This window comes from Streptococcus sp. C300, from assembly GCF_000187645.1.
Classification (GTDB): Bacteria; Bacillota; Bacilli; order Lactobacillales; family Streptococcaceae; genus Streptococcus; species Streptococcus oralis_CQ.
Map to the genome: position 1 here is coordinate 103591 of NZ_GL732470.1, position 26897 is coordinate 130487.

Genomic DNA, 26897 nt, shown 5'->3' on the forward strand with positions numbered 1-26897 from the left:
AAAAAGGAAAGAAACTGTTTTCTTTCCTTTTGTCTTCTTAATGTTTAAAAATCTACTCAAAGTTTCAACTAATCGTATATAATTTCCACATATAATAAAGACTAGTTGAATGTCAAACAACATTTTCTTTTCAAGTAGTCATTCAAGCACTCAGGCGTGTCCGCACAATTAGTAAACACTGTCATTATATTTTTATCGTCAATCAAAAATTGTTTTGGAATAAAACCTCCATTTTTACTCACTACGGACAATATAAACTCCTTCAAAAACCATAATAACTGTTTACCTCTAAAATAATCCTCTATGTGGACACGGTATTCCTCCATATCATTCTCAAAATTATAGCGTATGTGTTGTCGTCTATCTCTAAAAATAGACAACTCCGAAACATAATCTCTACCATTCTTCTCAACCCCTCTTTCAGATTTCTCCCTCAATTTTTCATCATACTTCCTCTCAAAATAATAGAAACTAGTATCTTCAACTGATAACTCTAACTTTTTATACTTAACTTTTAAAATATTATCTGCATTATTTTTCAACCCCAACAAATCAAAGTTTATTTTGATCTCATTTAATTGACAACAAATAGCCCATAGGTTCATCTCTGTTAAATAGTCAATAAATTCTCTATATCTTTCATTAAAGTATTTCAATACTCTACCAAACTCCGGGTCATCATCATTTATTCCAAAATGTACTCTCAATATTCTTTTGATTGCAGTAGAACTCACATAAAAGTTTTCAACTGCGTATTTTGGAGTCATATATACATCCGAATCGAGTCGGCGTTTTTCATAGTCTTTATCTATAAAAAATAATTTATTCTTTAATTTATAACCCTCCTCATGAGTAAATTTATCGACTAATTCCAACACCTTACTCTTACCACCAACTTCATACGTGTTGAAAGTTTCAGCAAACCTTTGTATTCGGCAATCATAATACTGCCTATCTTTCCCTTCATAAAATACAAAATATCTATTGGGATTAGCCTTAGCATCTCTCGTATACCTTTCCCAAATAACTGAGGATTCTGTCAAACTTTCCAGGTGATTTTCTATTGTTACTGATTTCAAATTATCTCCCCCTTATTTAAAAAGGCAATTCATCATCATTATCGTCATCTAAAAAGAAATATGTAAATTTATAATCTCTATTTTGCGAAGTTTCCTTAATACACTTATCAATCTCTTCCGCATAAGGTAGGAGTTTACTATATATGAATGGAGAATGAGTTACTGTTAATAAAAATTTACACTTACTTGCTTGAGAAATATCATAAATAAATTCCTCTTGCCATGGAACGGATAAAGATAACTCCGGCTCATCAAATAGAATAATAAGTTCTTTTTCATCTTCTAAAAATATCTTAGAAAAGGTTGAAATTAACTGTTTTTCTCCCGATGAAAGATTACTTAAATTGATAATATCGTCAACTATTTCTCTATTAGTATCCGTTCTTTTTATATCTAACCTTAATAATTGTGGGTTATAATTAAATTTTTTCCTAAACAAATATTTATTTACTCTTTCATTAAAGTCATTAATTCTACCATCAATGACCGCCAAAGTTTTGTAATTTTTAAGAATACTTGAAACTAGATAGTCAAGATATTTATCTTTGTGCAATTCTCCCTTATTTATCTTACTTAAAATTATAGATTTAGTTTCATCAGTTATTTTATCACCTAATCTAGATAGAGCGATATCTACTTCTTCAGGATCAAAATTCTCACCAGAAATTTTAATACTTTCCCCATTAGAAAAAGTATTTAATAAACCACTAGTCATATTATTGTAACTTTCGTTGGTTTCCTTACTAATCTTATTTAATAGTTCTTTTATCCTCTGCTCAACATCTTCCATACCAAAATGGATTAATTCTCCACTGGATTTACTATTAAACGTTCTTCCCCCAGGACCTACATTTTCAGCCTCTGTCTTTAGTTTGACTAGATCATCCTCAATCCTTCTATAAGTTGGGAAGTATAAAATTTTATACTTATTTTTTAATTTCTCTATATAACCTATTAGTTCCATATACTCTGCAGGATTAATTCTCTCTAAAACCTCAACCATGACGTCTTGAATAAGAGGTTGAGGATAATTACGTAATAATGAATAGTTTTCATATAATTTTCGTACTTCGAAATTATATATAAAATCTGTCGAATTCTCTAGTTTCAATAGTTCATTCATCAAATTTTCGTCTTGTTCAATTTTATTAATTAATTCATCAACTATATATTTTGGATATCTTCCCTTGCGACTTCTGATTACTGAATTTATCTGTGTAATATCACTTTTGGTTATTCTTACACTTTTTTTCCCTTCGAATTTAATTTCAAGACTCTCAAAAATATATTTTGATAATCTTTCATAGTTTAGATTAAGCAAATAATACAGCATCGAAAGAATAGTGGTCTTACCAACACCATTTTCACCAATATAAATAGTTTTATCATTTTTAAAATTCAACTCAACATCATAATAATTATGGAGATTATTAATTTTAAATTTTTCAATTAAAGGCATACATATACTCCTTGATAGTTTTATTTATTACATTATACCAAAAAGCAAGCCTTTCAGCTTGCTTCCTGCAAATATTATCATACTCAATTTAAATTGTTCTACTTTACCCTGATACCTTTAAAATCTTAATGTCTAAAATGTCTCACGCCTGTGAAGACCATAGTCAAGCCATATTTGTCCGCCGCTTCGATAGACTCTTGGTCACGGACGGACCCACCCGGCTGGATGATAGCCTTGATACCTGCCTTAGCGATTTCTTCCACGTTATCCGCAAATGGGAAGAAGGCATCTGAAGCAAGAACAGCGCCGTCAAGTCGGTCTTTAGCTTGGTCAATGGCGATACGAACAGAAGCCACGCGATTGGTTTGACCAGGGCCAACACCAAGTGTCATGTGGTCGTTGGTCACGATGATACCGTTTGATTTGACATATTTGATAGCTTTCCAAGCAAACTCGAGGGCGGTTGCTTCTGTCTCAGTTGGCTGGCGTTTTGTTACCACTTGCCAGTCAGCTGGGCTTTCCTTGACCACGTCTTGGTTTTGCACGAGAAGTCCACCGACAACGCCTGTGTATTCTGCTTCTATTTCGCTAGCATCTTGAGCATCAAATGGCAAAGCAAGGATACGCAAGTTTTTCTTTTTGTTGGTCAAAATAGCTAGCGCTTCATCCGTATAGCTTGGTGCAATGATGATTTCAAGGAAGACATCGTGCATCTTCTCAGCTGTCGCAGCATCCACCTCACGATTAAGGACGACAATTCCGCCAAAGATAGACACTGGGTCAGACTCATAAGCATAGTCCCAAGCAGTCTCGATGTCATCTGCCTGACCGATTCCACATGGGTTCATGTGTTTGAGAGCCACAACGGTTGGACGTTCTTTAAAATCACGAATAATACGAATAGCAGCATCCGCATCGCGAATATTATTGAAGGACAATTCTTTACCGTTCAGTTGTTTCGCTGATGCAATGGAGTAATCCGTTGGCAAGGCTTTTTGATAGAAATCGGCATCTTGTTGAGGATTTTCACCGTAACGCATAGCTTGTTTAAGGTCATAAGTCAGAGTGAGTTTTTCAGGTTTGCTTTCACCCACTTGTGCCGTGAAGTATTCTGCAATCAAGGCATCATAAGCCGCTGTGTGACGGAATACTTTCGCTGCCAACCGTTGGCGAGTTTCATAACTTGTTTCGCCGTTTGCTGCCAATTCGTCAAGAACAACAGCATAATCAGCAGGGTCTACCACAACTGTTACGCTAGCGTGGTTCTTCGCTGCAGAACGAAGCATGGATGGCCCACCGATATCGATGTTTTCAACTGCGTCAGCGTAGGTCACATCTGGTTTGAGAATCGTTTCCTTGAAAGGATAGAGGTTGACCACTACAAGGTCAATGAGCTCAATCTGATTGTCCTTAGCCGCTTGAAGGTGGCTATCCAAGTCACGACGAGCAAGGAGACCACCGTGGATATTTGGATGAAGAGTCTTGACGCGACCGTCCATCATTTCTGGGAAGCCAGTCACATCGTCGATCGCAATGGTCTCCACCCCAGCATTATCAAGGGCAACCTTTGTCCCACCTGTCGAGATGATATCCCAACCAAGTTTTTTGAGTTCTTGGGCAAATTCAACAATGCCCGCTTTGTCTGAGACGCTGATTAAGGCGCGTTTAGTCATGTTATTTCCTTTCATTTACTTATCCAACAATTCTCTAATAACCTCTGGATACAACTTGTACTCCGCTTCATGAATGCGAGCTTCAAAACTGTCAATGGTATCATTAGCCAGTCTTGGCACACGGACTTGTTTGATAACCTTACCTGTATCCACACCGGAGTCCACCCAGTGAATGGTCACGCCAGACTGGTCAACACCTGCATTCCAAGCATCTTCGATGCCATGAGCTCCTGGAAATTCTGGAAGGTAAGCTGGATGAATGTTGATGATTCGACCCTCATAAGCTGCCAATAGGGTTGGCCCAACGATTTTCATATAGCCTGCTAGGCAAACCAAGTCAATCTGGTGCTCTTCCAAGAGTTCAACAAGAGCTGCTTCGTAGTCTGCCTTGTTCTCAAACTCCTTGAGTTCAAAAGCATAGGACAGAACGCCAAGCTTGTCTGCCCGCTTGAGCACATAGGCATCTCGATGGTCTGAAAAGACAAACTCCACCGGAAACTCTTCAGCAATCACCTGAAAATTTGAGCCATTACCAGAGGCAAAAACCGCTATTTTTTTCATTTGATGATGACACTTTCGTTTTCTTTCTTGACGATGCGACCAATTTCATAGACTGGTTCATCCAGCAATTCTTTGACACGACCTACATTTTCAGGGCTAACTGCCAACATGAGTCCCACACCCATATTGAAGATTTCAAACATTTCCTCATGCTTGATTTCACCGTATTTTTCAAGGGCTTTGAAAATCGGGAGGACTGGAACTTTGCTTTCCTCAATCTCAGCAGCCAGGTCATCCGCAAACATACGAGGGACATTCTCGATAAATCCACCACCAGTGATATGGGCAATACCGTTGACCAACTCTTCTTTGATGAGCGGTAAGACAGCCTTGACATAGATACGAGTTGGCTCAAGAAGGACTTCCTTGAGTTTCTTGCCTTCCAATTCTGGCAAGACTTCCTCACCTGTGTAGTCCGCAAAGACACGACGGACGAGTGAGTAGCCATTTGAGTGAATCCCACTCGAAGCAAGCCCAAGAAGCACATCACCTTCTGCCACTTTTGAACCGTCAATGATTTGGGATTTTTCAGCCACACCGACCGCAAATCCAGCCAAGTCATAGTCATCTTCGCCGTACATTCCAGGCATTTCAGCCGTTTCCCCACCGATGAGGGCGGCACCAGCCTGCACACAGCCTTCTGCTACACCAGCTACGACTTGTTCTAGTTTAGCTGGTTCATTCTTCCCTGTCGCCACATAGTCGAGGAAATAGAGGGGCTCCGCACCTGCAGCGATGATATCATTGACACACATGGCCACACAGTCCTGCCCAATCGTATCATGCTTGTCATACTTGATGGCCAACATGAGCTTGGTCCCGACGCCATCAGTCCCTGAGATCAATACAGGCTCTTTGACACCTGTTTTTGAAAGGTCAAACATGCCACCAAAGCCACCAAGAGCTCCCATGACACCCGCACGCTCCGTACGCGCTACATGCTTTTTGATCCGTTCAACAACTTCATAACCCGCTTCAACATCCACACCCGACTGGGCGTACGCATTTTTAGACATAATTCTTCTCCTTTTGTATTTCATTCCAGGTTTCAATAAATACCTTTTCAAATTCATCTATTTGTTGAAGATTTTCTAACAGAAAGTTAGTAAGTATTTGAACCGTTTCTGATAACAACAAGTTCTCATCCGAAGCATCAAAATTTAGAAATTTATTAGAAGTATTAAAACCATATTTACTATACTTATTAACCGTCAGAAGTTTTAATTTCTGAGACTGTAAATCTGTTAAATTTTTTTTACATATTGACAAATAAACATCTACCTGAAAATTACTATATGTTATCTCATAAAAATAGGATGAACCGGTAGACCATTCAGTATTCTCCTCTTTAACAACATTGTCAATAAAATCATCTAATCTTCTTGTTCTAAAACGTAAAATAGTTTTTGAACAATATTTTTCATCAAAAATTAAATTTCCCTGTTCATTTAGATAATTTAAAACACCGACTAATTTTTCACGAAGCATCTGCGTATCAGGTCTGTTTTCAAAAATAAGATCTAAAACTTCTTTATATTTAAAATAAATTTCAGCACTTAACTCTTTCAACTCTATATCATTCAAAATATTTCTCCTAATATTATCATTGTACTCTTTAAGAATGTAAGAAACTTTCTCATTATCAATCTCATCCACATACAATTCTTCTAATATATCTGAAATATCTTGATATGAAAGTAAACTCCAAAATTGCCTCTCCTCAACATCAGCATCTATCGGCGCATCTCCATTTGGTGTCAGATAAATATATATATTACGATAACCAGCGTAAGAATTTTCGATAAATTTTCGATATTTTCTCAACTGATTGTCATGGTCGGAGGTGAAAGTTTTATTTTCAATAACTAAATTTATTCGATGTTCTTTATTTGTATATAGAACATCAATATTATTTTTACTTTCTCTATATACTTCTGCTTTTGAGAAATCTTTCAATATTATTTCAGTTGGTTTAATTGTTGCAAAAGATAGATTGTTATCAAACACTTTCATCAATATTTTTTTGAAAAACTTATCTTCCAATTTATGACTTTCTCTGGGATCAAGCAACCAAGCTAATACTCGACTATGACGAATTTCAGCACTAGTTATCCCCAATATTTCAAAAATATTAACTCCTGTTAACCATCTTGAAAAATCTTTTTCCGAATTTTTTTCAAGGTACAGCAGAAACTCAGTAATTTTATTTTCTATTTTCACCACTAACTCTCTTCTAATAGAAAGAAGTTTTTTCCCCTAAACTTCTATGGTACTCTTCCTCATAGTCGTAGAGAGGAGTTGGGTAGTCGCCGTCAAAGTAAGCGACACAGAGACCGCCATTTGGCGCATCTGTTTCAATCCCGATGGAATCAATCAATCCATCAATTGAAAGATAGGTCAGGCTATCCGCCCCAATGATTTGACAAGTCTCTTCAACCGTATGATTAGCAGCAATCAACTCCTGACGCGTCTGGATATCAATCCCGTAGAAACATGGATAAGCTAGCGCAGGGCTCCCAATAGCAACGTGAACCTCAGTCGCACCTGCTTCTTTCAAGAGCTGAACGATACGACGAGAGGTTGTCCCACGAACAATGGAATCATCAATCATAACGACACGTTTGCCTTTGACAACGCCTGAAACGGCAGAGAGTTTCATCCGCACACCTTGCTCTCGCAATTCTTGAGTCGGTTGGATAAAGGTGCGTTGGGTGTATTGGTTTTTGATGAGACCCATTTCATTTGGCAGACCAGATTCTTCCGCAAAGCCCATGGCTGCGCTGAGTGAAGAATTTGGCACACCGACCACGATATCCGCTTCGTGCTTGAACTCACGCGCCAATTGAGCCCCCATACGTTTACGAGCTGTATGGACATTGACACCATGAATATTAGAGTCAGGGCGGGCAAAGTAGATATACTCCATAGAGCAAATCGCGAGCTGAGTATCATCTGTATAGCTGTCATACTGGATGCCCTTGTCATCAATAATCACAATCTCACCTGGCTTCAAATCGCGAATCCATTCTGCACCAATAACCTCAAAAGCACAGGTTTCAGATGACACTACGACTGCTCCGTTAGCCATTTTACCGATCGAAAGGGGACGGAAACCATTGGGGTCAAGAGCCGCAATCAACTTATCTTCAAATAGCAAGATGTAGGCAAAACCACCTTTGACAAGGCTGAGTGCTTCCTTGATTTTGCCCATCAAACTAGGATTGTGACTACGGCGAATCAAGTGAGCCAAGATTTCTGAATCGGAAGTCGAACTGAAAATAGCGCCTCTTTGTTCCAATTCTTTCTTGAGGGATTCTGCATTGGTCAGGTTCCCATTATGAGCCAAGCCAAACTGCATATCGTGAAAACGGAAGAGGAAGGGCTGGATGTTATCTACAGAAGCTTCGCCTGCAGTCGCATAACGCACATGCCCAATCGCGCTCGTTCCAGTTAGTTTATCCAAATTAGCTGGATTTCTGAATACTTCTGATAAAAGCCCCATGTCACGATGACGCTTCAATTGCCCCTGATCATTGGAGAGGATTCCTGCCCCCTCCTGACCACGGTGCTGAAGACTGTGGAGACCAAAATAGGTCAATTTAGCAGCATCTGGATGCCCCCAGATACCGAAAACACCACATTCTTCATTAAGAGATTTTACTTCGTATGTCATTTTTTATACCTAATTTTTATTTGTGTAGCACCAAGAGCTAAATTTACATGACTTTTACATTACTGATACTATCTATTAGAAAATCTGTAAGTCTTATTTTCCAGTAAAGTATTTAACCGCCGACGCAAACAGGTGCTGATCTTTATTTCCTGGGATGTTTTGGAAAAGACCGCCTTCATAACGTTCTGAGTGGCCCATCTTACCGATGATTTGACCATTCTTGCTGGTAATTCCTTCGATGGCATTTACCGAACCATTCGGATTGTACTTAGAATCCATACTTGGTTTGCCGTCAAAGTCAACGTATTGGCTAAAGATTTGACCATTGTCACGGAGCTCTGCAAATTCCTCAGCCGTCACGACAAACTTCCCTTCACCATGTGATACTGGAATGGCATGGATATCGCCCACTTGTACTCCAGCCAACCATGGTGAGTTGGTATTGGCAATCCGAGTTTCCACCATCTTAGCCACGTGTTGGTTGGCATCATTGTAGAAAAGGGTTGGGCTAGTGCTACTTGCATCTTCAAAGTTTCCATATGGAAGAAGACCTGATTTGACCAAGGCCTGGAATCCATTACAGATACCGATAATCAAGCCACCACGAGCGATAAAGCCATCAATGGCTGCACGCACTTTTTCATTGAGCAAGATATTGACAATAAACTTAGCTGATCCATCCGGTTCATCCGCAGCTGAGAATCCACCTGCAAAGAAGAGAATGTTTGCCTTGCCGATATTGTCAACCATGGTTTCAACTGACTTGACAATGGCTTCTCCATTCAAGGTCACGAATGGCACCAAGTTGACTTCTGCACCTTCTTTTTCAAAAGCTTTTGCTGAATCATATTCTGAGTTTGTTCCTGGGAAGACTGGGATGTAAACCACTGGTTTTTCAATGGTTTCCTTGGCTTTGATGACTGCGTCAGAAGCGACAGCTGGCACTTCTGCCAGTTCTTTAGCTTGAGCAAATTCAGTAGGGTAAACTTCTTCCAATTTTCCTTGAAAGGCACTGTCAAGTTTCTGTCCATCTAGCTTCACACTGTTGACAAGGAGTGTAAAGTCTGCTTTCGTTTGTCCAATCTTCTCTACTCCAGCGATTTCTTCAGGAGATGTGAAGACAAATCCGCCTAATTGAGCTGTCAAGGCTGTTTCAAGTTCAGGCAAGGTCACCTCTGCACCGATATGATTTCCAAAGGTAGCAAGTGCCAAGCTTTCAAGGACACCTCCGTATTTAACAGCTGATGCAGATGTTACTTTGTGTCCAGCTTGGATGGCTTCAAATTGAGCAAAGTTAGACTTAATCAAGTCAAAATCAATCTCTGCAGAGAGGGCTTGACCTGGGATGTAGTAGATGTTTTCACCAGCAGCTTTAAATTCTGGAGAAAGGACCTTACGGCTATCCGCTGTCGTAACTCCAAAAGCGACCAAGGTTGGCGGTACAGTCAATTCTTCAAAAGTACCAGACATAGAGTCCTTACCACCGATAGATGGCAAACCAAGCTGGATTTGTGCTTCGATAGAGCCTAGAAGAGCTGCTACTGGCTGACCGAAACGATCTGCTTGTTTATCCATGCGCTCGAAATACTCTTGATAAGAGAAACGAGCCTTGGACCAGTTGGCACCAGCAGCCACTAAACGAGCAGTTGCTTCGATAACCGCATAAGCAGCACCGTGGTATGGAGACCATTCTGCTACATAAGGGTTAAATCCTTGCGCCATGACAGACGCAGTGTGAGTCATACCGTGCTGAACTGGCAATTTCTGCACAGATGCCTCAGTTGGTGTGAGTTGGTAGCGACCACCAAGCGGGTGATTGACCGTTGAACGACCGACCGAGCAGTCAAAGATGGTTTGCAATCCTTTTTGACTCGCATGGTTGAGATCAGATAGAACCGCAAGGGTATCAGCTCCAAGTGTGTCAGCAGATGTTTGACGTTCTTCTGGAAGTTTGACATCCTTGTCCACAACCTTGGCATCAACGACTACGCGCACACCGTTTGTATCAAGGAAACGACGTTCCAAGTCGACGATGGTTTCACCATTCCAGTGCATGACAAGATTTGGTTTTTCAGTTACTGTTGCCACAACAACCGCGTCAATATTTTCTTTATTACATTCTGCAACGAAGGCATCTACGTCCTCAGGACGCACCACAACTGCCATCCGTTCTTGTGATTCAGAGATAGCAATTTCTGTACCATTCAATCCTTGGTATTTAAGAGGAACCTTGTTGAGGTCGATTTCAAGACCATCTGCCAATTCACCGATAGCCACACAGACACCACCTGCTCCAAAGTCGTTGGATTTCTTGATAAGACGAGTGACATCGCCATTACGGAAAAGGCGTTGGATCTTGCGCTCTTCGATGGCATTCCCTTTTTGAACCTCAGCTCCAGCAGTCTCTACAGACTCAACTGTTTGAACCTTAGAAGATCCCGTTGCACCACCGACACCATCACGTCCAGTCTTACCACCGAGAAGGATAACCACATCACCGGCTTCCGGTTTTTCACGGACAACATTTTCCTTAGGAGCCGCTCCGACAACGGCACCTAGCTCCATGCGTTTGGCTACAAAACCTGGGTGGAAGTATTCACGAACGTAAGTCGTCGCCAGACCAATTTGGTTCCCATACGAAGAATAACCATGAGCCGCTGTCTTCGAAATGACTTGTTGAGGCAATTTCCCAGCGCGCGTTTCTGAAATCGGCGCTGTAATGTCACCAGCACCTGAGATACGCATGGCTTGGTAAACATAAGAACGGCCTGACAATGGGTCACGAATAGCGCCACCGATACAAGTTGCCGCTCCACCAAATGGCTCAATTTCCGTTGGGTGATTGTGAGTTTCATTCTTGAACATTAGGAGCCATGGTTCCTTGACACCATCAACGTCCACTTCAATTTCAACCGAGCAGGCATTGATTTCGTCTGACACTTCCATATCATCCAAACGCCCATTAGCACGCTCATAACGACCGAAAATAGTCGCCATATCCATCAAGGTTTGTGGCTTTTCAGACCGACCTAGTTCCTCACGCATGGCAATATACTTGTCATAAGTCGCTTGCAATTGCTTTTGGAATTTAGAAGCTGAGAAGTCGATATTCTTCAACTCAGTCTCAAAAGTCGTGTGACGACAATGGTCAGACCAGTAAGTGTCCAAAACCTTAAGTTCCGTCTCAGTCGGCACACGCCCGATTGACTTGAAGTAGTCTTGGATAAAGAGCAAATCATCAACTTCCATGGCCATTCCTTGTTCAGCCTTGTAGCGCGCAAAGTCTTCTGCTGTATAGCTTTCAAAGAAAGTCAATTTCGGAATGGTTTTGTCTGACTCTGAAAATTCCTGCTTGGCAATCCCTGTCGTGATGTCCTTGAAACGAGAATCAACTGGGTTGAGCAGGTAGTTCTTGACCGCTTCTAACTCAGTCGCATCAATATCTTTATTGACCAGATAAAGTTGGGCTGTGTTGACTGTCACATCACTCGAACTCCCCAGCAAAAGCAAGGCTTCCTGTGACGAAGCTGCACGCTGGTCAAACTGTCCTGGCAAACTTTCAATGGCAAAGAAAGCATAGTTGGCAAGATCCGCTTGTACGGCTGATTCATCCAAGACATGGTCTGTTACCTGCTCAGAGAAGATGTGTTTTTCCGCAGGTGCAAACAAGTCCTCTGCCAAATCAAAGACATCATAAACCTGCACAATGCGAATACTTTTCAAAGTTGACAGTCCCAAGTTGTGCTGGAGCTCCCTTACCAAACTCTCTGACTTGACCTGAAAATCAGCCTTTTTCTCAACAAAAATACGTTTATCCATCAATTCTTATTCCTTTATTTCAGCTCTTGCAATGTTCCCAACGACCTTGAGAGTCTTGCAAACAGATTATTTCAATTCCTGCAATTTCTCCCAGACAATCTCGTAAACATCTGTTAATTCTCCGAGACCTCTACGGAAAACATCCTTGTCCATGTGGTTGCCATCCGCATCCCACAAACGGCAGTTATCTGGTGAAAACTCGTCTGCCAAGATAATCTTGCCATCCTTGTCAAAACCGAACTCTAGCTTAAAGTCAATCAATTTAAGACCAATCTCAGCAAACCAAGCCTTCAAAAGTTCATTGATACGACGGGTTTCTTCCTTCAAGTAAGCAATCTGCTGGTCATCCGCAATTTTAAGGAATTTCACATGCTCGTCATTGATAAAGGGATCATCCAAATCATCATTTTTATAGTAAAATTCGACAATCGGAGTCTCAAATGCAATACCTTCTTCTACGCCAAAACGTTTTGAAAAGGAACCAGCCGTGTAGTTGCGGAGCACAACTTCCAAAGGAATAATCTCAACTTTTTTATTGAGCTGTTCCGTGTCTGAAAGTTTCTCCACAAAGTGAGTTGCTACACCAGCCGCATTTAATTTCTCAAAAATAAAAGATGAAATCTGATTATTCAAGACTCCCTTGCCCGCAATCTGCTCCTTCTTGACACCGTTGAAGGCAGTTGCCTGGTCCTTGTAAGTTGAAATAATGAGATTTTCATCCTCAGTTGTATAGATATCCTTGGCTTTTCCCGAATAGATCAGTTGTTTTGACATTTTAAAGTTCGCCTTTCGTTTTACTTGAGCACATTCTACCACAAAAGCATGAAAAATTCAAGGTTTTTACGAATAAATAACGTTTTTCTGTTTTAAGCGTAAAGAAAAACTGCAAGATGAACTCTTCTTACAGTTTTAAAATCATTTATCCTCTGAAAAACACGAATATTACCCTTTATTCAAAAATTGATCCCAAAAATAACGGAGATAGCTTTTCTTTCCCGTAATCATCTGCAGGCGGCCTTCTAAACCATAGCGAAGTGTTGCAGCCTGCTCAGAAGTCAGATGGGTCTCCGCCTCAATTTTAAAGAAATTTCCTTGTTCAGTCTTTGTAGCTGTCGCATCGATACTTGTAATCGTGGAATCCAGGAAAATTTGATTCTTCGCATCATTAGTCGTAGTATAACGGACAGAGTCCCCAATCTTGACTCTAGCAACATCTTTTGAACTGAGATAAGCTGTGAGTTTGGTTTTCCCTTCTTTTTCCAAGGATGGGTAGAGTTGGGCTAGCAGGGTTCCTTCTGCGACCATGGTAGAATCACTGGTTTCAGGATTAAGGTGAAGCACCCCATCCTCACTTGCTGTAATCTTCCCCTTATCGAGGAGACCTCCCTGGACTTTCTTACCCGACTCTGCTTCTAAAATTTTCTGATCCAAAAGAGTTAATTCCTGGCCAACTTTGACTAAGTGCTGAGACTTGAGCGATTCCAGTTGACTATCCAGTCCCGTTGCGTGGGCCTGCTGAGCTCCAGAACCCGCATACTGTACACGATACGTAGCTAGACTGGACTCTAGCTGGGCAATTTGTGCATCCACTTGCGCAATAACTTGCGATTTAGCTTGCGGATCTTCTTCACCTTGATTTTTATAGGTCTGATAAAAAGAGTAGGCTGGATTCTGACTATCCAGTTGATCTCCCTTTTCAATCGCTGACTTAGCTGTTTTGTAGTCTCGAATTTTATCCTCTGTTTGACTGATAAGATTGCCAATCTCGGCCTGGCTCTGACTTGCTGCCGCATTTTGAGAGGAGATGCTGGCATTTTGCTGAGAAACATTACTCCTAAGACTACTAGCTTGGCTGAGATAGTCTCGAAACATCTCCTGATAACCAAACTTATCCGCCTCTGGAAATTGATCACTCCCCTCTTTCAAACTGGATTGCAAATATCCCAACTGCTTTTTTTGATCCTTTAACATCTCCAATTGACTGGCGTATGCTTCGACCTGGACAGCCTCCGCCCCTTGCTGGTACTGAACGAGCAGATCTCCTTGCTTGACCAACTTGTTTTCTTCCAGATAATTGGCCACAATGCGTTGATTGCTAGTCGACTGGATATTGGCAATGATCCGACTCGGTTCGACAGTTGCTCGGGTAGACAAACTAATCTCCTTCTCTGCAAAAACTGCAAATCCCAGTAAAAACATGAACAGAAGTGACATAGGTAAAATCACCCGACTGGAAAAATTATGATAACGACGATTATAAAACTCCGCACTTTCTAAAAATTCTGGTTTCATCTTCTCCTCTTTCTAGCTATTGACCAAATGGGCATAAAAGCCATCCTGTGCAAGCAAGTCTGCAGGGGTGCCTTCTTCGACAATCTTGCCCTGATCCAAGACAACAACCTTCTCTGTCCGCTCAGCGATGGTCAAGCGGTGGGCGATGAAAATCAAGGTCTTGTCCAAAGCCATGAGATTATCAACAATCCGCTTCTCTGTCAAAATATCCAGACTGCTGGTCGCCTCGTCCAAGATCAAGACAGGCGCATCTGTCAAGAGAGCACGCGCCAGAGCGATTCGCTGACGTTGTCCACCTGAAATTCCAGCCCCATCCGAAGTTAATTCTGTCTGGTAATTCAGTGGCATGCGCTCGATATCCTCTCGAATCTCGGCCAATTCGACTGCCCGTAAGATATCCTCTTGAGTCGTCCCCTCCTTGGCTCCCAAAAGAAGATTCTCCAAAATCGTTCCGTTAAAGACATAGGGCTGTTGAGGCAGATAGTTGATATACTGGCGCAGGGCTTTTTTATCAATCTGATTGAGATTGACACCACCCAGACTAATCTCCCCTTGACTTGGGTCGTAAAAATTAACCATCATCTTGGCCAAGGTGGTCTTTCCTGACCCTGAAATCCCCACAAAAGCCACCTTAGACCCTTGCGGAATGGTCAAATTGATATCCGACAAGACGTCACGACCATAGCCATACTTGTAGTGAACCTGTTTAAAGGTCATATCCCCTTTCATCATGCTCAAATCTTCTACCGTTTTCTTCTCCTCAAACTCCGAAGCTACTAGATAAACCTCATTTAAGCGATTATTGGCAACCTGCGCTGTCTGAAGTTTGGTTTGTAGGTTAATGATATTTTCCAAAGGATTGGTAAAGTAAACAAGCAGGGTGTTATAAGTAATCAGCTGACCCAAACTCATTTTCCCATCCATGACCAGAATAGCTCCCAGCCAGAGAACAGCAACATTGAGCAGGAGCTGGGCAACTTTTTTCAGTGCCTTTTGCTGGCTTTCTGCCCGACTGTAGGTAAAGGATTTTTTCAGATAAGCCACAAATTCCTTATCAATCTTTTGATAGCGTGAACTTTCACTGGTCAAAGACTTAATGGTCTCAATACCGTTGATGTCCTCGATGATAGAAGAAGACAGAACCGCATTAGCTTCCATGGTATCCCGATTCATCTTTTCAAAAGGCTTCATAAAGGCAAAGATAATCACTGTATAGATGGGAAGCGCAAGCAGACTAATGAAAAAGAGTGTCATATTTTGTGAAAACAAGACCAGCGAGATAATCAAAATCGTCGACACATCTAGGAAAATCGACAGAATGGTCGACGCCAACGCATCGATGATACTGTTGGCATCTGTAAAACGAGATACGATTTCTCCTGTCCTGCGTGTCGCGAAAAAGGACATCGGCAGATGAAAAACATGCTTGATGTAGGACAAAATCACATCAATGGACAACCGTTGACCCAGAACAAGTAAGAGGTATTCCTGCGCATAAGACAAAATCTGCTGGAGGATATAGACGATAACCAGCCCAATAGAGATAATACCCAGTGTCGAGCGCATCTGGTCTGGTACGTAACTGTCAATGATAGACTGCAGATAATAAGAACCTACAATGTTAATCAGGGTCACCAAGAGTGTCGCTAGGACGATATTGGCAATTAAGCCACGTTGTTTGAATAATATTGGCAAGAAGGATAGGAGTCCCTGTTTTTTCTCCTTATGGGGTTTATAGTCTGGAGATGGCGCCATAAAGAGACTGACCCCTGTCCATTCTTGCGCAAAACGCTCACGGGAAATCTTGGTCAGCTTAACACTGGGATCTGGATCGGCGATATGAATGTGCTTTTTATCCTGACCTGTCACCACATAGTAGTGGAGCAGCTTCCCTTCCTTGAGCACATGGGCCACAAAGGGAAAGGTCAAATCTGGCAAGTCAAAGAGCGTCATATCCGCCTTGATAGCACGCGTCTCAAAGCCAAGCTCCTCTGCTACCTTTACAACACCCAAAGCAGTCGTCCCATCCATAGTCGTCTTGGCCAACTCTCGTAGATGAGCCAAGGAGTAATAACTACCGTAGTAGCCAAAGACCATAGCCAAGGAAGCCACGCCACAATCCATCTGATCCACCTGGGGACGATAGTGTCTTTTCCCAAATTTCATATCTATCTCCTTTTTTCTAACAATCTCTTAAAAACTTTGTAAGATTATTTTAACCAAACGAAGAAGAAATAAGGGAATTGTTTCTGAAAAAACAATATCCACGCCTAAACAGCACTTTTTGTCAAAGAAAAGAGGCAGAACAAGAGTCCTGCCTAAAATATTCAATTACAGAGATTTCTTACATTTCCCACTTCTTTTGTGAATAGTGTATAAAACGATAAACGCAAACACCGGGGGCACCATATAACTATTTTCACTCATTGTTACTTGAAATCCAAGAGTTGCTAGTATCCCAAAGATGAAAATATTCATCAAAAATAGGAAAGTGAATAGTAGAACATATTTTACAATCCTATTCATTCTATTCTCCTTTTCTTTCTCCTTGGCCCCGACACAGTAAAATAAAAACCACTAAAAACAAGGAAATCGTAGGTAGATTTATTTTGTTTACGTTAGCCACGATTCTAATAATTAGATAAGCCATCGAGCTAAATAATACAGTGGTCTCTGGCCAAGTGTTTCCTAGTAATTGAACAACTTTCATCTCAAACTCCAATCTGATGGTCCATCAATTCCCAATCGTACTTTCTTTTGTTTTGTACTTGTATCCTAGATAAAACAGACCAAGTAGAATTGGATAGGTTTCTGGATAAAACAAGGTATTGATCGGATTTTTCATAATCATATACGTTGCGATATAAAGAATAATCGATACGACAAAATACCCCTCAGCAAATCCTAATAAGATTTTTTTCATAGCAGACTCCTATTTACCTGAAAAGAGTGCTCGAGTTGTTAAAATAGCTCCACCTGTATATACAAAACCTTTTACAAAACCAACTGCCACAGGGATAAGAAGGGGAAAGGCTCCCCCTTGAATTTCCTGCAAGTCCGTATCAGTCATTGTTTCAAATTTTAAAATAGATTTTTCCATATCATCTCCTCCTTCTATTACCATCTACTCGTCACATAATTATAACCTGCAATTCCTGCTGCAGTAATTCCACCAGCAATTTTAGCTGCTGTCACAGGATTAGCAATCACCCAAGCTACAATCGGCCATGCTCCCCCATTCACATCCGTCAACTCTTCTTCTGTAAGAGCTACAAAGTTCTGTTCCATGTTGTCAAAGTTTGTCATTTGTTTTCTCCTTATTTTTTCTATATATTTAATCTTTAACCTCTAAGCCACTTAAATAGCCAGATTGGGTAAATTACTGAAATCATTTTCTTCTCTCCTTTCTTTTTTCCTTACCTATCTATTTTCGAGAAGTAATTTAAAATGAACAGGTAAATTTCATTTATTTTAAATACCATTTGATCAACCATGGCAATAAGATTGGTAAATACATCACATAGTCTCCTTCCCTTTTCCTTACCTATCTATTCGAAAAACAATTCGAAAATGAACAATTCATTCATTTTTATTTTAAAAACCACTTAATGAACCACGGATAAAAACCAGTCACATACATAAATGTTCCTCCTTTTTCTTTCTCATCTCTTTATTCGCAATTTCTACTAAAAGTTTCTCTTTTTTCTGCAAATAAAAAACAACATGACTTGCATGTTGCTTTTGGCTATTTTTTATCTTTAATAATCGCTACTACATCCGCTACACTTTGAAGTTGGTCGATTTCCTCATCAGTGATTTCGATACCAAATTCATCTTCTAGTGTCAAAACAAACTCCATCAAATCCACTGAGTCCGCATCTAGATCGTCTTTCAAACTCAAAGCCTCTGTTACGGCAAAGTCTTCTCCCTGTCTCTCTTGGATAATGGTTACAATACGGTCAAAAATTTCTTTTTCTGTCATCTTTTTTATTCTCCTGAAAATTCACGCGCAGTCTGAGCAACTACGTCTGTTTCTAGCATGGTACGAATCTGACGAATCGTACTGTACACAGCATTGGCATCACTTGAGCCATGAGTTTTTACAACTGGCGCCTTGACGCCAAACAAGACTGCTCCTCCAACATCTGAATAGTTGAGCTGTGTCTTCAACCCCTTAAGACTATCCTTGAGAAGTAGAGCACCTAGCTTCGCTCGAAGGCCACCACCCGTAATAGCATTTTTAAGTAAGCCCATGATTCCCAAAGCTGTACCTTCGATAGATTTGAGAACAGCGTTTCCCGTGAAACCATCTGTTACGACAACATCCGCAACGCCATTCATCAGATCACGCGCTTCCACGTTTCCGACAAAGTTCAAACTTTCATCAGCTACTAACAAGTCGTATGTTTCCTTACGAAGCGGATCTCCCTTGCTGCTTTCTGTTCCATTGTTGAGCAAACCAACACGTGGTTTCGAAATCCCACGAACATTTTTCGCATAGAAGGAACCTAGGACAGCGTATTGGTGCAGATGATGGGCTGTATTTTCTGCATTGGCCCCAAGGTCTAGCATGTCAAACCCTTTTCCATCGATGGTCGGCAAGGTCGACATGAGTCCTGGACGATCGATATTTTTGATACGACCCACGATAAAGAATCCTGCAGCCAACAAGGCACCTGTGTTCCCAGCTGAGAGGACGGCATCTGCTTCTCCCTCTTTGACTGCCTTGGCCGCTAATACCATGCTGGCATTTTTCTTCTTACGGATAGCTTTTGTCGGCTCATCGTCTGAGTTGATTTTCTCATCCGTATGGATAATGCTGACGCGCTCTGTCGCCGTTAGATATTGCTTGATCTTACTTTCATCTCCGTAGAGTTGAATCTCAATATCTGAAAAATCAGCAAGGGCTTGATTGACACCCTCAACGATGGCTTGAGGTGCGTAATCGCCCCCCATAGCATCTACTGCAATTTTTTTCATTTGTTTTCCTCTTTTAGTAATTGTCCCCAGTCTGCTAGGGAATCAATAAATTTCTTTGATTTAAGGTGAATCCCAACGTACTCTTCGTAGAGTTGATCCATAAATTGGCGTAGCTCTTGCTTGATTTCAGACTTGAGCGAAATGGTCTCCAAGGTCTCAAAATCAATGGCTTGAAATTGATTGAGCAGATAAGGGATGTTGGGATTCAGATGGCAACGTTTCTCGTCCTCATGAAAATGATCCGGACAGAGGCAGGCTCCATATTTGAAAGAAAAGTCAAAGGCCTGACCTACCCGATGGCAAAAGACACACTCATTAAAATTAAGGCTGATTCCAAATCGAGTCAAGATTTGAATTTCAAAAATATTGGTCAAAACCTGATAATCTATACCTGCTTCCATCAACTCCAGAGTCTTCCTCAAGAAAGCAAACAAGGGAGCATCCTGCTGATTATCCTGCAAACTAGCATCTGCAAGAGCTGCCACATAGGTAGCATAGGCCATAACAAAGAGATCACTATTAATCTTTGGAAAGGTCATCACCTCATGGTAATCCTCGATGTAGCTAAGCCCGTCATCATTGATTCGCAAGAGAAATATTGCCAACACCAAGGGCTGAATAACCGGAGCTAGTTTAGATTGACCAGCGTGTTTGACGAAGAACATGCGCTTGCCCGCCTGCTCGGTAAAAATTTTGACTAGCTTATCATCCTCACGAAAGTTTCGATTGTAGAGCACCAAGCCTTGACTCGTGATAGACTGAATCATGATTCTCTCATGTACTCCTCAAGTCGTTTCATGGCCTCTCTGATTGTTTCCATGCTGGCTGCATAGGACAGGCGAACATAGCCTTCTCCATAACGTCCAAAGGCTGCACCAGGGATAAAGGCAACGGCCTTCTTATAGGCAAAATCCTTCAGAAAAGCAAAGGAGTCTTGATTGTAACCTGCTGGAATCTTAGCAAAGATATAGAAGGCCCCATCTGGTTTGATAATCTCAAAACCAAGAGCAGTCATCTTTTCGATGATATAATCTCGACGCTGGATGTATTCCTTTTTCATAGGCTCTGCGTCGTTTTTACCAGCGGTCAAAGCCTCCACCGCAGCATGCTGAGCCATCGTATTTGCAGCAGTAACCAAATACTGGTGACTCTTGATTAACTGAGCTGTGAAGGCCGCAGGAGCAAAGATAAAGCCTAAACGCCAACCAGTCATAGCATGCGATTTAGACAAGCCATTGATAATAATAGCTTGGTCTCTCAGCATAGTTCCCAGAGATACATGGGCTTCGCCTGTATAGGTTAATTCTGAGTAAACCTCATCACAGACAACAAAAATCTCATACTTGCGTAAAACGTCTGCCAAGGCTTCCAACTGCTCCCGACTATAGGTAATTCCTGTCGGATTGGCTGGATAGTTGAGAATAACTGCTTTGAGCTTGTCACCCTGCTCCAAAATGGCCTTTTCCAACATCTCAGGGGTCAAAACAAAACCATTTTCAGTTGTATCAATCTCGACAATCTCTGCCCCAACCAGATTGACAATCGGTTCATAACCTGGATAGGCAGGAGCTGGCAAGAGCACCTTGTCTCCCTCTTCCAAAATAGCTGTCAAAGTAGCAGATAAAGCCTCTGTCGCCCCAATTGTAACCAAGATTTCATTTTCAGGAGCATAGTCCAGTTGGTACTTTTCCTTAACAAAGTCACTGGCTGCCTGACGTAGAGTCAGCAAACCGCTCATCCCTGTATAGTAGGATTGGTTCTGGTCAATGGCTCGCTTGGCTACCTCCTTGATATGATCTGGCGTTGTAAAATCAGGTTCCCCCAAGGTCAAACGCAAGACCCCAGGAATCTCCGAAATAGCCTGGTCAAACTGGCGAATCAAGGAAACTTGAATCTTGTCTAACTGTTTATTAAAGCGCTTGGTTAAGTCCATAGATATCCCCCTTGCTTACAGAACATAGTACTATTATACTACAAAAGCTCCCTGACCGCAAAATTACATTTTGAGTTAATCCTTTCTGTTTTCTATTTTACTTTTCTGATGGATAAGCTTATAATAAAAAGTGCTTATTTTCGGAGGTTTATATGTCATTTTTATCAAAAAATGGGGCAGGAATCTTGGCCTGCCTTCTCATTTCTTTCATATCCTGGTACCTAGGAGGATTCTTTCCTGTCGTGGGAGCACCTGTCTTTGCGATTTTTGCGGGGATGCTCCTTCACCCTTTTCTATCAGCCTATAAACAACTGGATGCCGGCTTGACATTTAGTTCCAAGAAATTACTTCAATATGCCGTTATTTTGCTCGGTTTTGGTCTCAATATCTCGCAAGTATTCGCAGTCGGGCAATCTTCGCTCCCTGTTATCCTCTCCACCATTTCGATTTCCTTGATTGTAGCCTACCTCTTCCAGCGCTTTTTTGCTTTGAATACTAAACTGGCTACCTTGATTGGAGTGGGTTCTTCGATCTGTGGAGGTTCTGCCATTGCTGCGACAGCACCCGTTATCCATGCCAAGGAAAAAGAAGTTGCCCAAGCCATTTCCGTTATCTTTTTCTTCAATGTCTTAGCGGCACTCATCTTTCCAACTCTAGGAACCTGGCTTCATCTATCAAATGAAGGCTTCGCCCTCTTTGCAGGAACTGCGGTCAATGATACTTCTTCTGTAACGGCCACAGCCAGCGCATGGGACAGTCTTTATCAGACCAATACCCTTGAGTCTGCAACTATTGTTAAACTCACACGCACCCTTGCCATTATTCCTATCACGCTCTTTCTCTCCTTCTGGCAAAGTCGCCAACAAAAAAATAGCCAGGGTTTCCAACTAAAAAAAGTCTTCCCACTTTTTATCCTTTACTTTATCTTGGCTTCTCTCTTAACGACTCTCCTTACCTCTCTCGGTGTGTCCGGTAGTATCTTTACCCCTCTTAAGCAACTCTCCAAATTCCTTATCGTCATGGCCATGAGCGCTATCGGTCTCAAAACCAATCTCATTGGATTGATCAAATCCAGCGGCAAGTCCATTCTTCTTGGTGCCCTTTGCTGGATTGCCATCATCTTAACCAGCCTAGGCATGCAGGCATTGATTGGTATTTTCTAAGACAAAAGGTAGCCCATGGCTACCTTTTATTGTTCAAGAATTAAGCGTGTGTGCTCTCTCTTGATACAGCGATTCATTACGATGTCGTCGCATCCTCCAGCACGCAAGATTTCTTCTGCTTCTAAGCTTTCAAGTCCCAGTTGTGCCCAGAAAATCTTAGCATCAGCTTTGAGAAAATCACGCGCCACATCGGGCAAAAACTCACTACGACGGTAAACATTGACAATATCGACAGGAAAAGGAATCTCAGCTAGGCTTGCATAAGCCTTTTCTCCCAAAATTTCACCACCTGCAACCTTGGGATTAACTGGAATGATTTTATAGCCTCGAGCCTGCATTTCCTTAGTCACTCGATTGCTAGTTGTTTCTTCACGATCGGACAAGCCTACTACCGCTAACGTTTTACTGGTTGCAAGATACTGACGTACCACACCATCACTTGGATTGATAAATTCTTGGCTCATAGAAATCCTCCTTTTTTCTCAGTATAGCATATTTTGAAAAGGCTTGCAGATTTTGACTACAAAAAAATTCCTAGCAAGAGAAAAAGCTTGCCAGGAAATTCGTTTATTCAAGTGAAAGTTTAGATTTTTTTCTCGATACTAAATAATGGAGAAAGAGGACGTTTTTCGTGGATACGGATAATAGCATCACCTAAGAGATGAGCAATAGAGATTTGCTCAATCTTATCAATCAAACGATCTTCTGGCAAGTAGATGGTATCCAAAACAACCAATTTTTCAATAGCTGATTTTTGGATATTGTCCATAGCTGGCCCCGAAAGAACTGGGTGTGTACAGCTTGCATAGACCGCAACTGCGCCTGCTTCAGCAAGTGCATCCGCCGCATGGCAGATTGTTCCAGCGGTATCAATCATATCGTCAATCAAGATACAAGTCTTGCCTTCTACCTTACCGATGATGTTCATCACTTCACTGGTATTCATCTTGTCCACGCTACGACGTTTGTCAATAATTGCAATCGGAGTTTTCAAAAACTCTGCCAATTTACGAGCACGAGTCACACCACCATGGTCTGGACTGACAACAACATAGTCTTGCCCAACCATTCCACGACGTTCAAAGTAGTCCGCAATCAATGGAGCGCCCATCAAGTGATCCACAGGAATATCAAAGAATCCCTGAATCTGCGCAGCGTGCAAGTCAATCGTCAACAAACGATCCACACCAGCCACTTCTAGCATATTTGCCACAAGTTTTGCAGTGATTGGCTCACGCGCTCTCGCTTTTCTATCCTGACGTGCGTAACCATAGTAAGGCATAACAACGTTGACGGATTCTGCACTAGCCCGCTTCAAGGCATCTACCATGATCAAAATTTCGAGCAGATTGTCATTTACAGGTGAGCTCGTTGATTGTAGGATAAAGACGTGTTTTCCACGGATTGATTCTTCGATATTGACCTGAATCTCCCCATCTGAAAATTGACGAACAGTCGATTTCCCCAACTCTATCCCAATCTCTTGCGCCACACGCTCTGCCAATTCTCTATTTGAAGAAAGGGCAAACAGCTTTAAATCAGAAAAAGACATGATTTCCTCCGGTATTTATGTATCACTTGTTTTTCACACAACATTTTCCATTTACCATTGTAGCGCTTTTTCCTTTATTTTTCAATCAAAAATAAAACAAGGGCAAACATTTATACCCTTGTTTTTTACTATTTTATATTAGCTATATTAAAACTAAAAATCCTACATTTTAACAATCGATTTTATGCTAGGATGAGATTTTTTCGAGATAAAGTTAGTATACTTCTCTCATACTTCCTGTATCCACATCATAGACAGCACCTGAAATAACCACATCATCAGGAATCAGTGGAGATTCTCGAAGCAATTGCATATCCTCTCTCACGCTCTCTTCCACATCCTGAAATGGTAAAAAGTCTTGACCAGACACATCAACTCCGAGCTCGTGTTTCAAATGTTCATGAAAACTTTCATTTTGAAAGGTTTGAGCTCCACAGTCTGTATGGTGAAGCACCACGATTTCTCTTGTCCCCATTTGTTGCTGGGAAATCACCAGTGAACGAATCATGTCCTCAGTTACTCGACCACCCGCATTCCGCAAGATATGAGCATCCCCAAGGGCCAAACCTAGAGCTTGCGCAACGTGTAGACGTGAGTCCATACAGGTCACGATAGCTACTCTGGTTTTGGGTTTAAGTGGCAGATTTAACTGCCCATGTAGGGCAACATAAGCCTGATTGGCTTGCATAAACTGTTCAAAATACGACACGATTCCCTCCTCAAAAATTTGATAATCAAATATTTCTCCTATCTTATCATTTTTAAGAGGATTTGTCACGGATTATGCAAAGACCTTTTTCAAAACTTCCTGAATAGTCGTCACACCAATGACTTCAATTTCCTTGGGTGGAGTGATTCCTGTCAAGGAATTCTTGGGTACATAAATCTTGGTAAAGCCCAATTTTTCCGCTTCATTGATGCGTTGTTCGATGCGATTCACGCGCCGAATTTCTCCGGTCAAGCCCAGTTCACCCACAAAACATTCCTGAGGATTGGTAGGCTTGTCCTTGTAACTAGAGGCAATAGCCACTGCAACAGCCAAGTCAATGGCAGGCTCATCCAATTTTACACCACCAGCAGATTTGAGATAGGCATCCTGGTTTTGCAAGAGAAGCCCTGCTCGTTTTTCCAAAACAGCCATAATCAGACTTGCACGATTGAAATCAAGTCCAGTCGTCGTACGTTTAGCATTTCCAAACATGGTTGGTGTTACCAAAGCCTGAACCTCCGCCAAAATCGGACGGGTCCCTTCCATGGTCACAACGATTGACGAGCCAGTAGCCCCATCCAAACGCTCCTCTAGGAAAACTTGACTCGGATTGAGGACCTCAACCAATCCACCCGACTGCATCTCAAAAATCCCAATCTCATTAGTGGAACCAAAACGGTTTTTGACTGCCCTCAAGATACGAAAGGTATGGTGACGCTCCCCTTCAAAGTAAAGCACCGTATCCACCATATGCTCCAACATACGCGGACCAGCCAAGGTCCCTTCCTTGGTCACATGTCCTACGATAAAGATAGCAATGTTATTAGTCTTCGCCAACTGCATGAGTTCAGCCGTTACTTCACGAACCTGAGACACAGACCCCTGCACCCCTGAAATCTCAGGAGACATAATCGTCTGGATAGAGTCGATGATGAGAAAATCTGGTTGGATGCGCTCCACCTCAGATCGAACACTCTGCATATTGGTCTCTGCATAGAGATAAAACTCGCTATCAATATCCCCCAAGCGCTCTGCTCGTAGCTTGATTTGCTGGGCAGACTCCTCCCCACTGACATAGAGAACAGTTCCCACTTGAGACAACTGGGTTGAAACTTGTAGGAGAAGGGTTGATTTCCCGATTCCTGGATCCCCACCGATAAGGACGAGACTTCCTGGTACCACTCCGCCTCCAAGCACACGGTTAAATTCCTCCATCTCGGTCTTGGTTCGATTGACATTGATAGACGTTACTTCAGCCAGTTTCATGGGCTTAGTTTTCTCACCCGTCAAGGACACACGCGCATTCTTAACCTCGACAACCTCGATTTCTTCTACAAAAGAAGACCAAGCTCCACAGTTGGGACAACGTCCTAGATACTTAGGTGAATTATATTCACAATTTCGACACACAAATGTCGCTTTTTTCTTTGCGATGATAAACCTCTTTCTAAATCTCTACCTCACACTCGATCACTTGGCAAAAATCAATCTTCTCGTCTGGTACAAATTGGCGCATGAGCATTCGATGAGTGACAACTACCACAGTCTGGTAGTCTCTATACTTAGCCATACATTCTAGAAACCGAGACTTCATTTCCGTAGCTGTCTCATATTGAATAGGACTATTAGAAAGTAACTCCCCCTTGTTTTCTAGAAATAGTGTTCTAGCCTCTTCAAATCTATCTATGCCTGATTCATAGACCTGCCATTCGTGTAACAAAGGCTCCACCCTCAAAGGAAGGCCAGTAGCACAAGATACATAAAAAGCCGTTTCTAAAGCTCTCGTTACTGCTGAAGTCACTAGTAGATTAGCCGATTGTAGCAAAGGATTTTGCCAAAGTTCCTGAGCTTGTTGCCGTCCTTTCTCAGATAAAGGTGCTAAATCCATCCCAAAACCTGTATAAGAACGTTCCTCTAACTCACGGTAATCTGGCTCCCCATGACGTACAAAGATAATCTTCATCTTAGTGTCCAGTTGACCCAAAACCACCAGTCCGCACGCCA

25 protein-coding genes are annotated in these 26897 nt (G+C 41.7%); 1 reads left to right on the forward strand and 24 read right to left on the reverse strand.

Translation table 11 applies throughout. From position 1 onward, the window contains the following. Nucleotides 1–101: 101 nt before the first annotated feature. The 19 genes from HMPREF0849_RS09180 to HMPREF0849_RS09275 all read right to left on the reverse strand — a co-directional run bounded on the left by HMPREF0849_RS09180 (nt 102) and on the right by HMPREF0849_RS09275 (nt 21469). Complete coding sequence (locus HMPREF0849_RS09180; RefSeq protein ID WP_000844104.1) at nt 102–1079, reverse strand: DUF4435 domain-containing protein; 978 nt, start codon at nt 1077–1079, stop codon at nt 102–104. Between the two features lie 16 nt (nt 1080–1095). Continuing rightward, nucleotides 1096–2538, reverse strand: coding sequence for an AAA family ATPase (locus HMPREF0849_RS09185; RefSeq protein WP_001128287.1), 1443 nt, complete (start codon nt 2536–2538; stop codon nt 1096–1098). A 125-nt stretch (nt 2539–2663) separates the two neighbouring features. Beyond that, a complete protein-coding gene (gene purH / locus HMPREF0849_RS09190) occupies nt 2664–4211 on the reverse strand; it encodes a bifunctional phosphoribosylaminoimidazolecarboxamide formyltransferase/IMP cyclohydrolase (RefSeq protein ID WP_000166541.1) in 1548 nt (515 codons plus the stop codon). A gap of 15 nt (nt 4212–4226) precedes the next feature. Next, nucleotides 4227–4772, reverse strand: coding sequence for a phosphoribosylglycinamide formyltransferase (gene purN / locus HMPREF0849_RS10510; protein WP_000717508.1), 546 nt, complete (start codon nt 4770–4772; stop codon nt 4227–4229). After that, nucleotides 4769–5791 (reverse strand): phosphoribosylformylglycinamidine cyclo-ligase, encoded by a 1023-nt coding sequence (gene purM / locus HMPREF0849_RS09200; protein WP_083800513.1) that lies wholly within the window; start codon nt 5789–5791, stop codon nt 4769–4771. Before purM ends, purN begins: the two co-directional genes overlap by 4 nt. After that, a complete protein-coding gene (locus HMPREF0849_RS09205) occupies nt 5781–6992 on the reverse strand; it encodes a PDDEXK-like family protein (protein ID WP_009013770.1) in 1212 nt (403 codons plus the stop codon). Before HMPREF0849_RS09205 ends, purM begins: the two co-directional genes overlap by 11 nt. Nucleotides 6993–7005: 13 nt before the next feature. Then, nucleotides 7006–8445, reverse strand: coding sequence for an amidophosphoribosyltransferase (gene purF, locus HMPREF0849_RS09210; RefSeq protein WP_000220662.1), 1440 nt, complete (start codon nt 8443–8445; stop codon nt 7006–7008). 93 nt (nt 8446–8538) lie between these two features. Beyond that, nucleotides 8539–12264, reverse strand: a complete 3726-nt coding sequence (locus HMPREF0849_RS09215; RefSeq protein WP_000361227.1) for a phosphoribosylformylglycinamidine synthase — start codon at nt 12262–12264, stop codon at nt 8539–8541. A 66-nt stretch (nt 12265–12330) separates the two neighbouring features. After that, the gene (gene purC, locus HMPREF0849_RS09220) at nt 12331–13038 is read right to left on the reverse strand and encodes a phosphoribosylaminoimidazolesuccinocarboxamide synthase (protein ID WP_000043285.1); all 708 of its coding nucleotides are present in this window, start codon (nt 13036–13038) and stop codon (nt 12331–12333) included. Between the two features lie 168 nt (nt 13039–13206). Further along, entirely contained in the window at nt 13207–14556 is a 1350-nt protein-coding gene (comB, locus tag HMPREF0849_RS09225; protein WP_000801579.1) for a competence pheromone export protein ComB, read from the reverse strand. A gap of 12 nt (nt 14557–14568) precedes the next feature. After that, nucleotides 14569–16722, reverse strand: coding sequence for a peptide cleavage/export ABC transporter ComA (gene comA, locus HMPREF0849_RS09230; protein ID WP_000668332.1), 2154 nt, complete (start codon nt 16720–16722; stop codon nt 14569–14571). A 165-nt stretch (nt 16723–16887) separates the two neighbouring features. Next, nucleotides 16888–17082, reverse strand: a complete 195-nt coding sequence (locus HMPREF0849_RS10730; RefSeq protein WP_001080063.1) for a hypothetical protein — start codon at nt 17080–17082, stop codon at nt 16888–16890. A 208-nt stretch (nt 17083–17290) separates the two neighbouring features. Beyond that, entirely contained in the window at nt 17291–17479 is a 189-nt protein-coding gene (locus tag HMPREF0849_RS09245; RefSeq protein ID WP_000722239.1) for a hypothetical protein, read from the reverse strand. Nucleotides 17480–17488: 9 nt separating this feature from the next. Beyond that, nucleotides 17489–17656, reverse strand: coding sequence for a bacteriocin (locus HMPREF0849_RS09250; RefSeq protein ID WP_000415691.1), 168 nt, complete (start codon nt 17654–17656; stop codon nt 17489–17491). 17 nt (nt 17657–17673) lie between these two features. Beyond that, entirely contained in the window at nt 17674–17862 is a 189-nt protein-coding gene (locus HMPREF0849_RS09255; RefSeq protein WP_000180835.1) for a class IIb bacteriocin, lactobin A/cerein 7B family, read from the reverse strand. Between the two features lie 439 nt (nt 17863–18301). Next, nucleotides 18302–18538 (reverse strand): acyl carrier protein, encoded by a 237-nt coding sequence (locus HMPREF0849_RS09260; protein WP_000136435.1) that lies wholly within the window; start codon nt 18536–18538, stop codon nt 18302–18304. 5 nt (nt 18539–18543) lie between these two features. Continuing rightward, the gene (gene plsX, locus HMPREF0849_RS09265) at nt 18544–19536 is read right to left on the reverse strand and encodes a phosphate acyltransferase PlsX (RefSeq protein WP_000717429.1); all 993 of its coding nucleotides are present in this window, start codon (nt 19534–19536) and stop codon (nt 18544–18546) included. Beyond that, nucleotides 19533–20303: a DNA repair protein RecO gene (gene recO / locus HMPREF0849_RS09270; RefSeq protein ID WP_000616127.1), complete on the reverse strand. Its 771-nt coding sequence runs from the start codon at nt 20301–20303 to the stop codon at nt 19533–19535. The genes plsX and recO overlap by 4 nt, the downstream gene beginning before the upstream one ends. Continuing rightward, on the reverse strand, nt 20300–21469 hold the full coding sequence (locus tag HMPREF0849_RS09275; protein ID WP_000366333.1) for a pyridoxal phosphate-dependent aminotransferase: 1170 nt from the start codon (nt 21467–21469) through the stop codon (nt 20300–20302). The genes recO and HMPREF0849_RS09275 overlap by 4 nt, the downstream gene beginning before the upstream one ends. 152 nt (nt 21470–21621) lie before the next feature. On the opposite strand from HMPREF0849_RS09275, the gene HMPREF0849_RS09280 reads away from it, so the two are divergent. Beyond that, nucleotides 21622–22632 (forward strand): YeiH family protein, encoded by a 1011-nt coding sequence (locus HMPREF0849_RS09280; RefSeq protein WP_000009129.1) that lies wholly within the window; start codon nt 21622–21624, stop codon nt 22630–22632. A 26-nt stretch (nt 22633–22658) separates the two neighbouring features. Here HMPREF0849_RS09280 and HMPREF0849_RS09285 read toward each other — a convergent pair whose 3' ends face one another. From HMPREF0849_RS09285 to HMPREF0849_RS09305, 5 genes are all read right to left on the reverse strand, one after another. Continuing rightward, nucleotides 22659–23096 (reverse strand): CoA-binding protein, encoded by a 438-nt coding sequence (locus tag HMPREF0849_RS09285; protein ID WP_000076506.1) that lies wholly within the window; start codon nt 23094–23096, stop codon nt 22659–22661. Between the two features lie 119 nt (nt 23097–23215). Next, the gene (locus HMPREF0849_RS09290) at nt 23216–24184 is read right to left on the reverse strand and encodes a ribose-phosphate diphosphokinase (protein ID WP_000010171.1); all 969 of its coding nucleotides are present in this window, start codon (nt 24182–24184) and stop codon (nt 23216–23218) included. A 214-nt stretch (nt 24185–24398) separates the two neighbouring features. Beyond that, nucleotides 24399–24893 (reverse strand): beta-class carbonic anhydrase, encoded by a 495-nt coding sequence (locus HMPREF0849_RS09295; protein ID WP_009013771.1) that lies wholly within the window; start codon nt 24891–24893, stop codon nt 24399–24401. A 72-nt stretch (nt 24894–24965) separates the two neighbouring features. Continuing rightward, nucleotides 24966–26303 (reverse strand): DNA repair protein RadA, encoded by a 1338-nt coding sequence (gene radA / locus HMPREF0849_RS09300; RefSeq protein WP_009013772.1) that lies wholly within the window; start codon nt 26301–26303, stop codon nt 24966–24968. A gap of 37 nt (nt 26304–26340) precedes the next feature. Next, the gene (locus tag HMPREF0849_RS09305) at nt 26341–26856 is read right to left on the reverse strand and encodes a histidine phosphatase family protein (RefSeq protein ID WP_000691244.1); all 516 of its coding nucleotides are present in this window, start codon (nt 26854–26856) and stop codon (nt 26341–26343) included. Between the last annotated feature and the right edge of the window lie 41 nt (nt 26857–26897).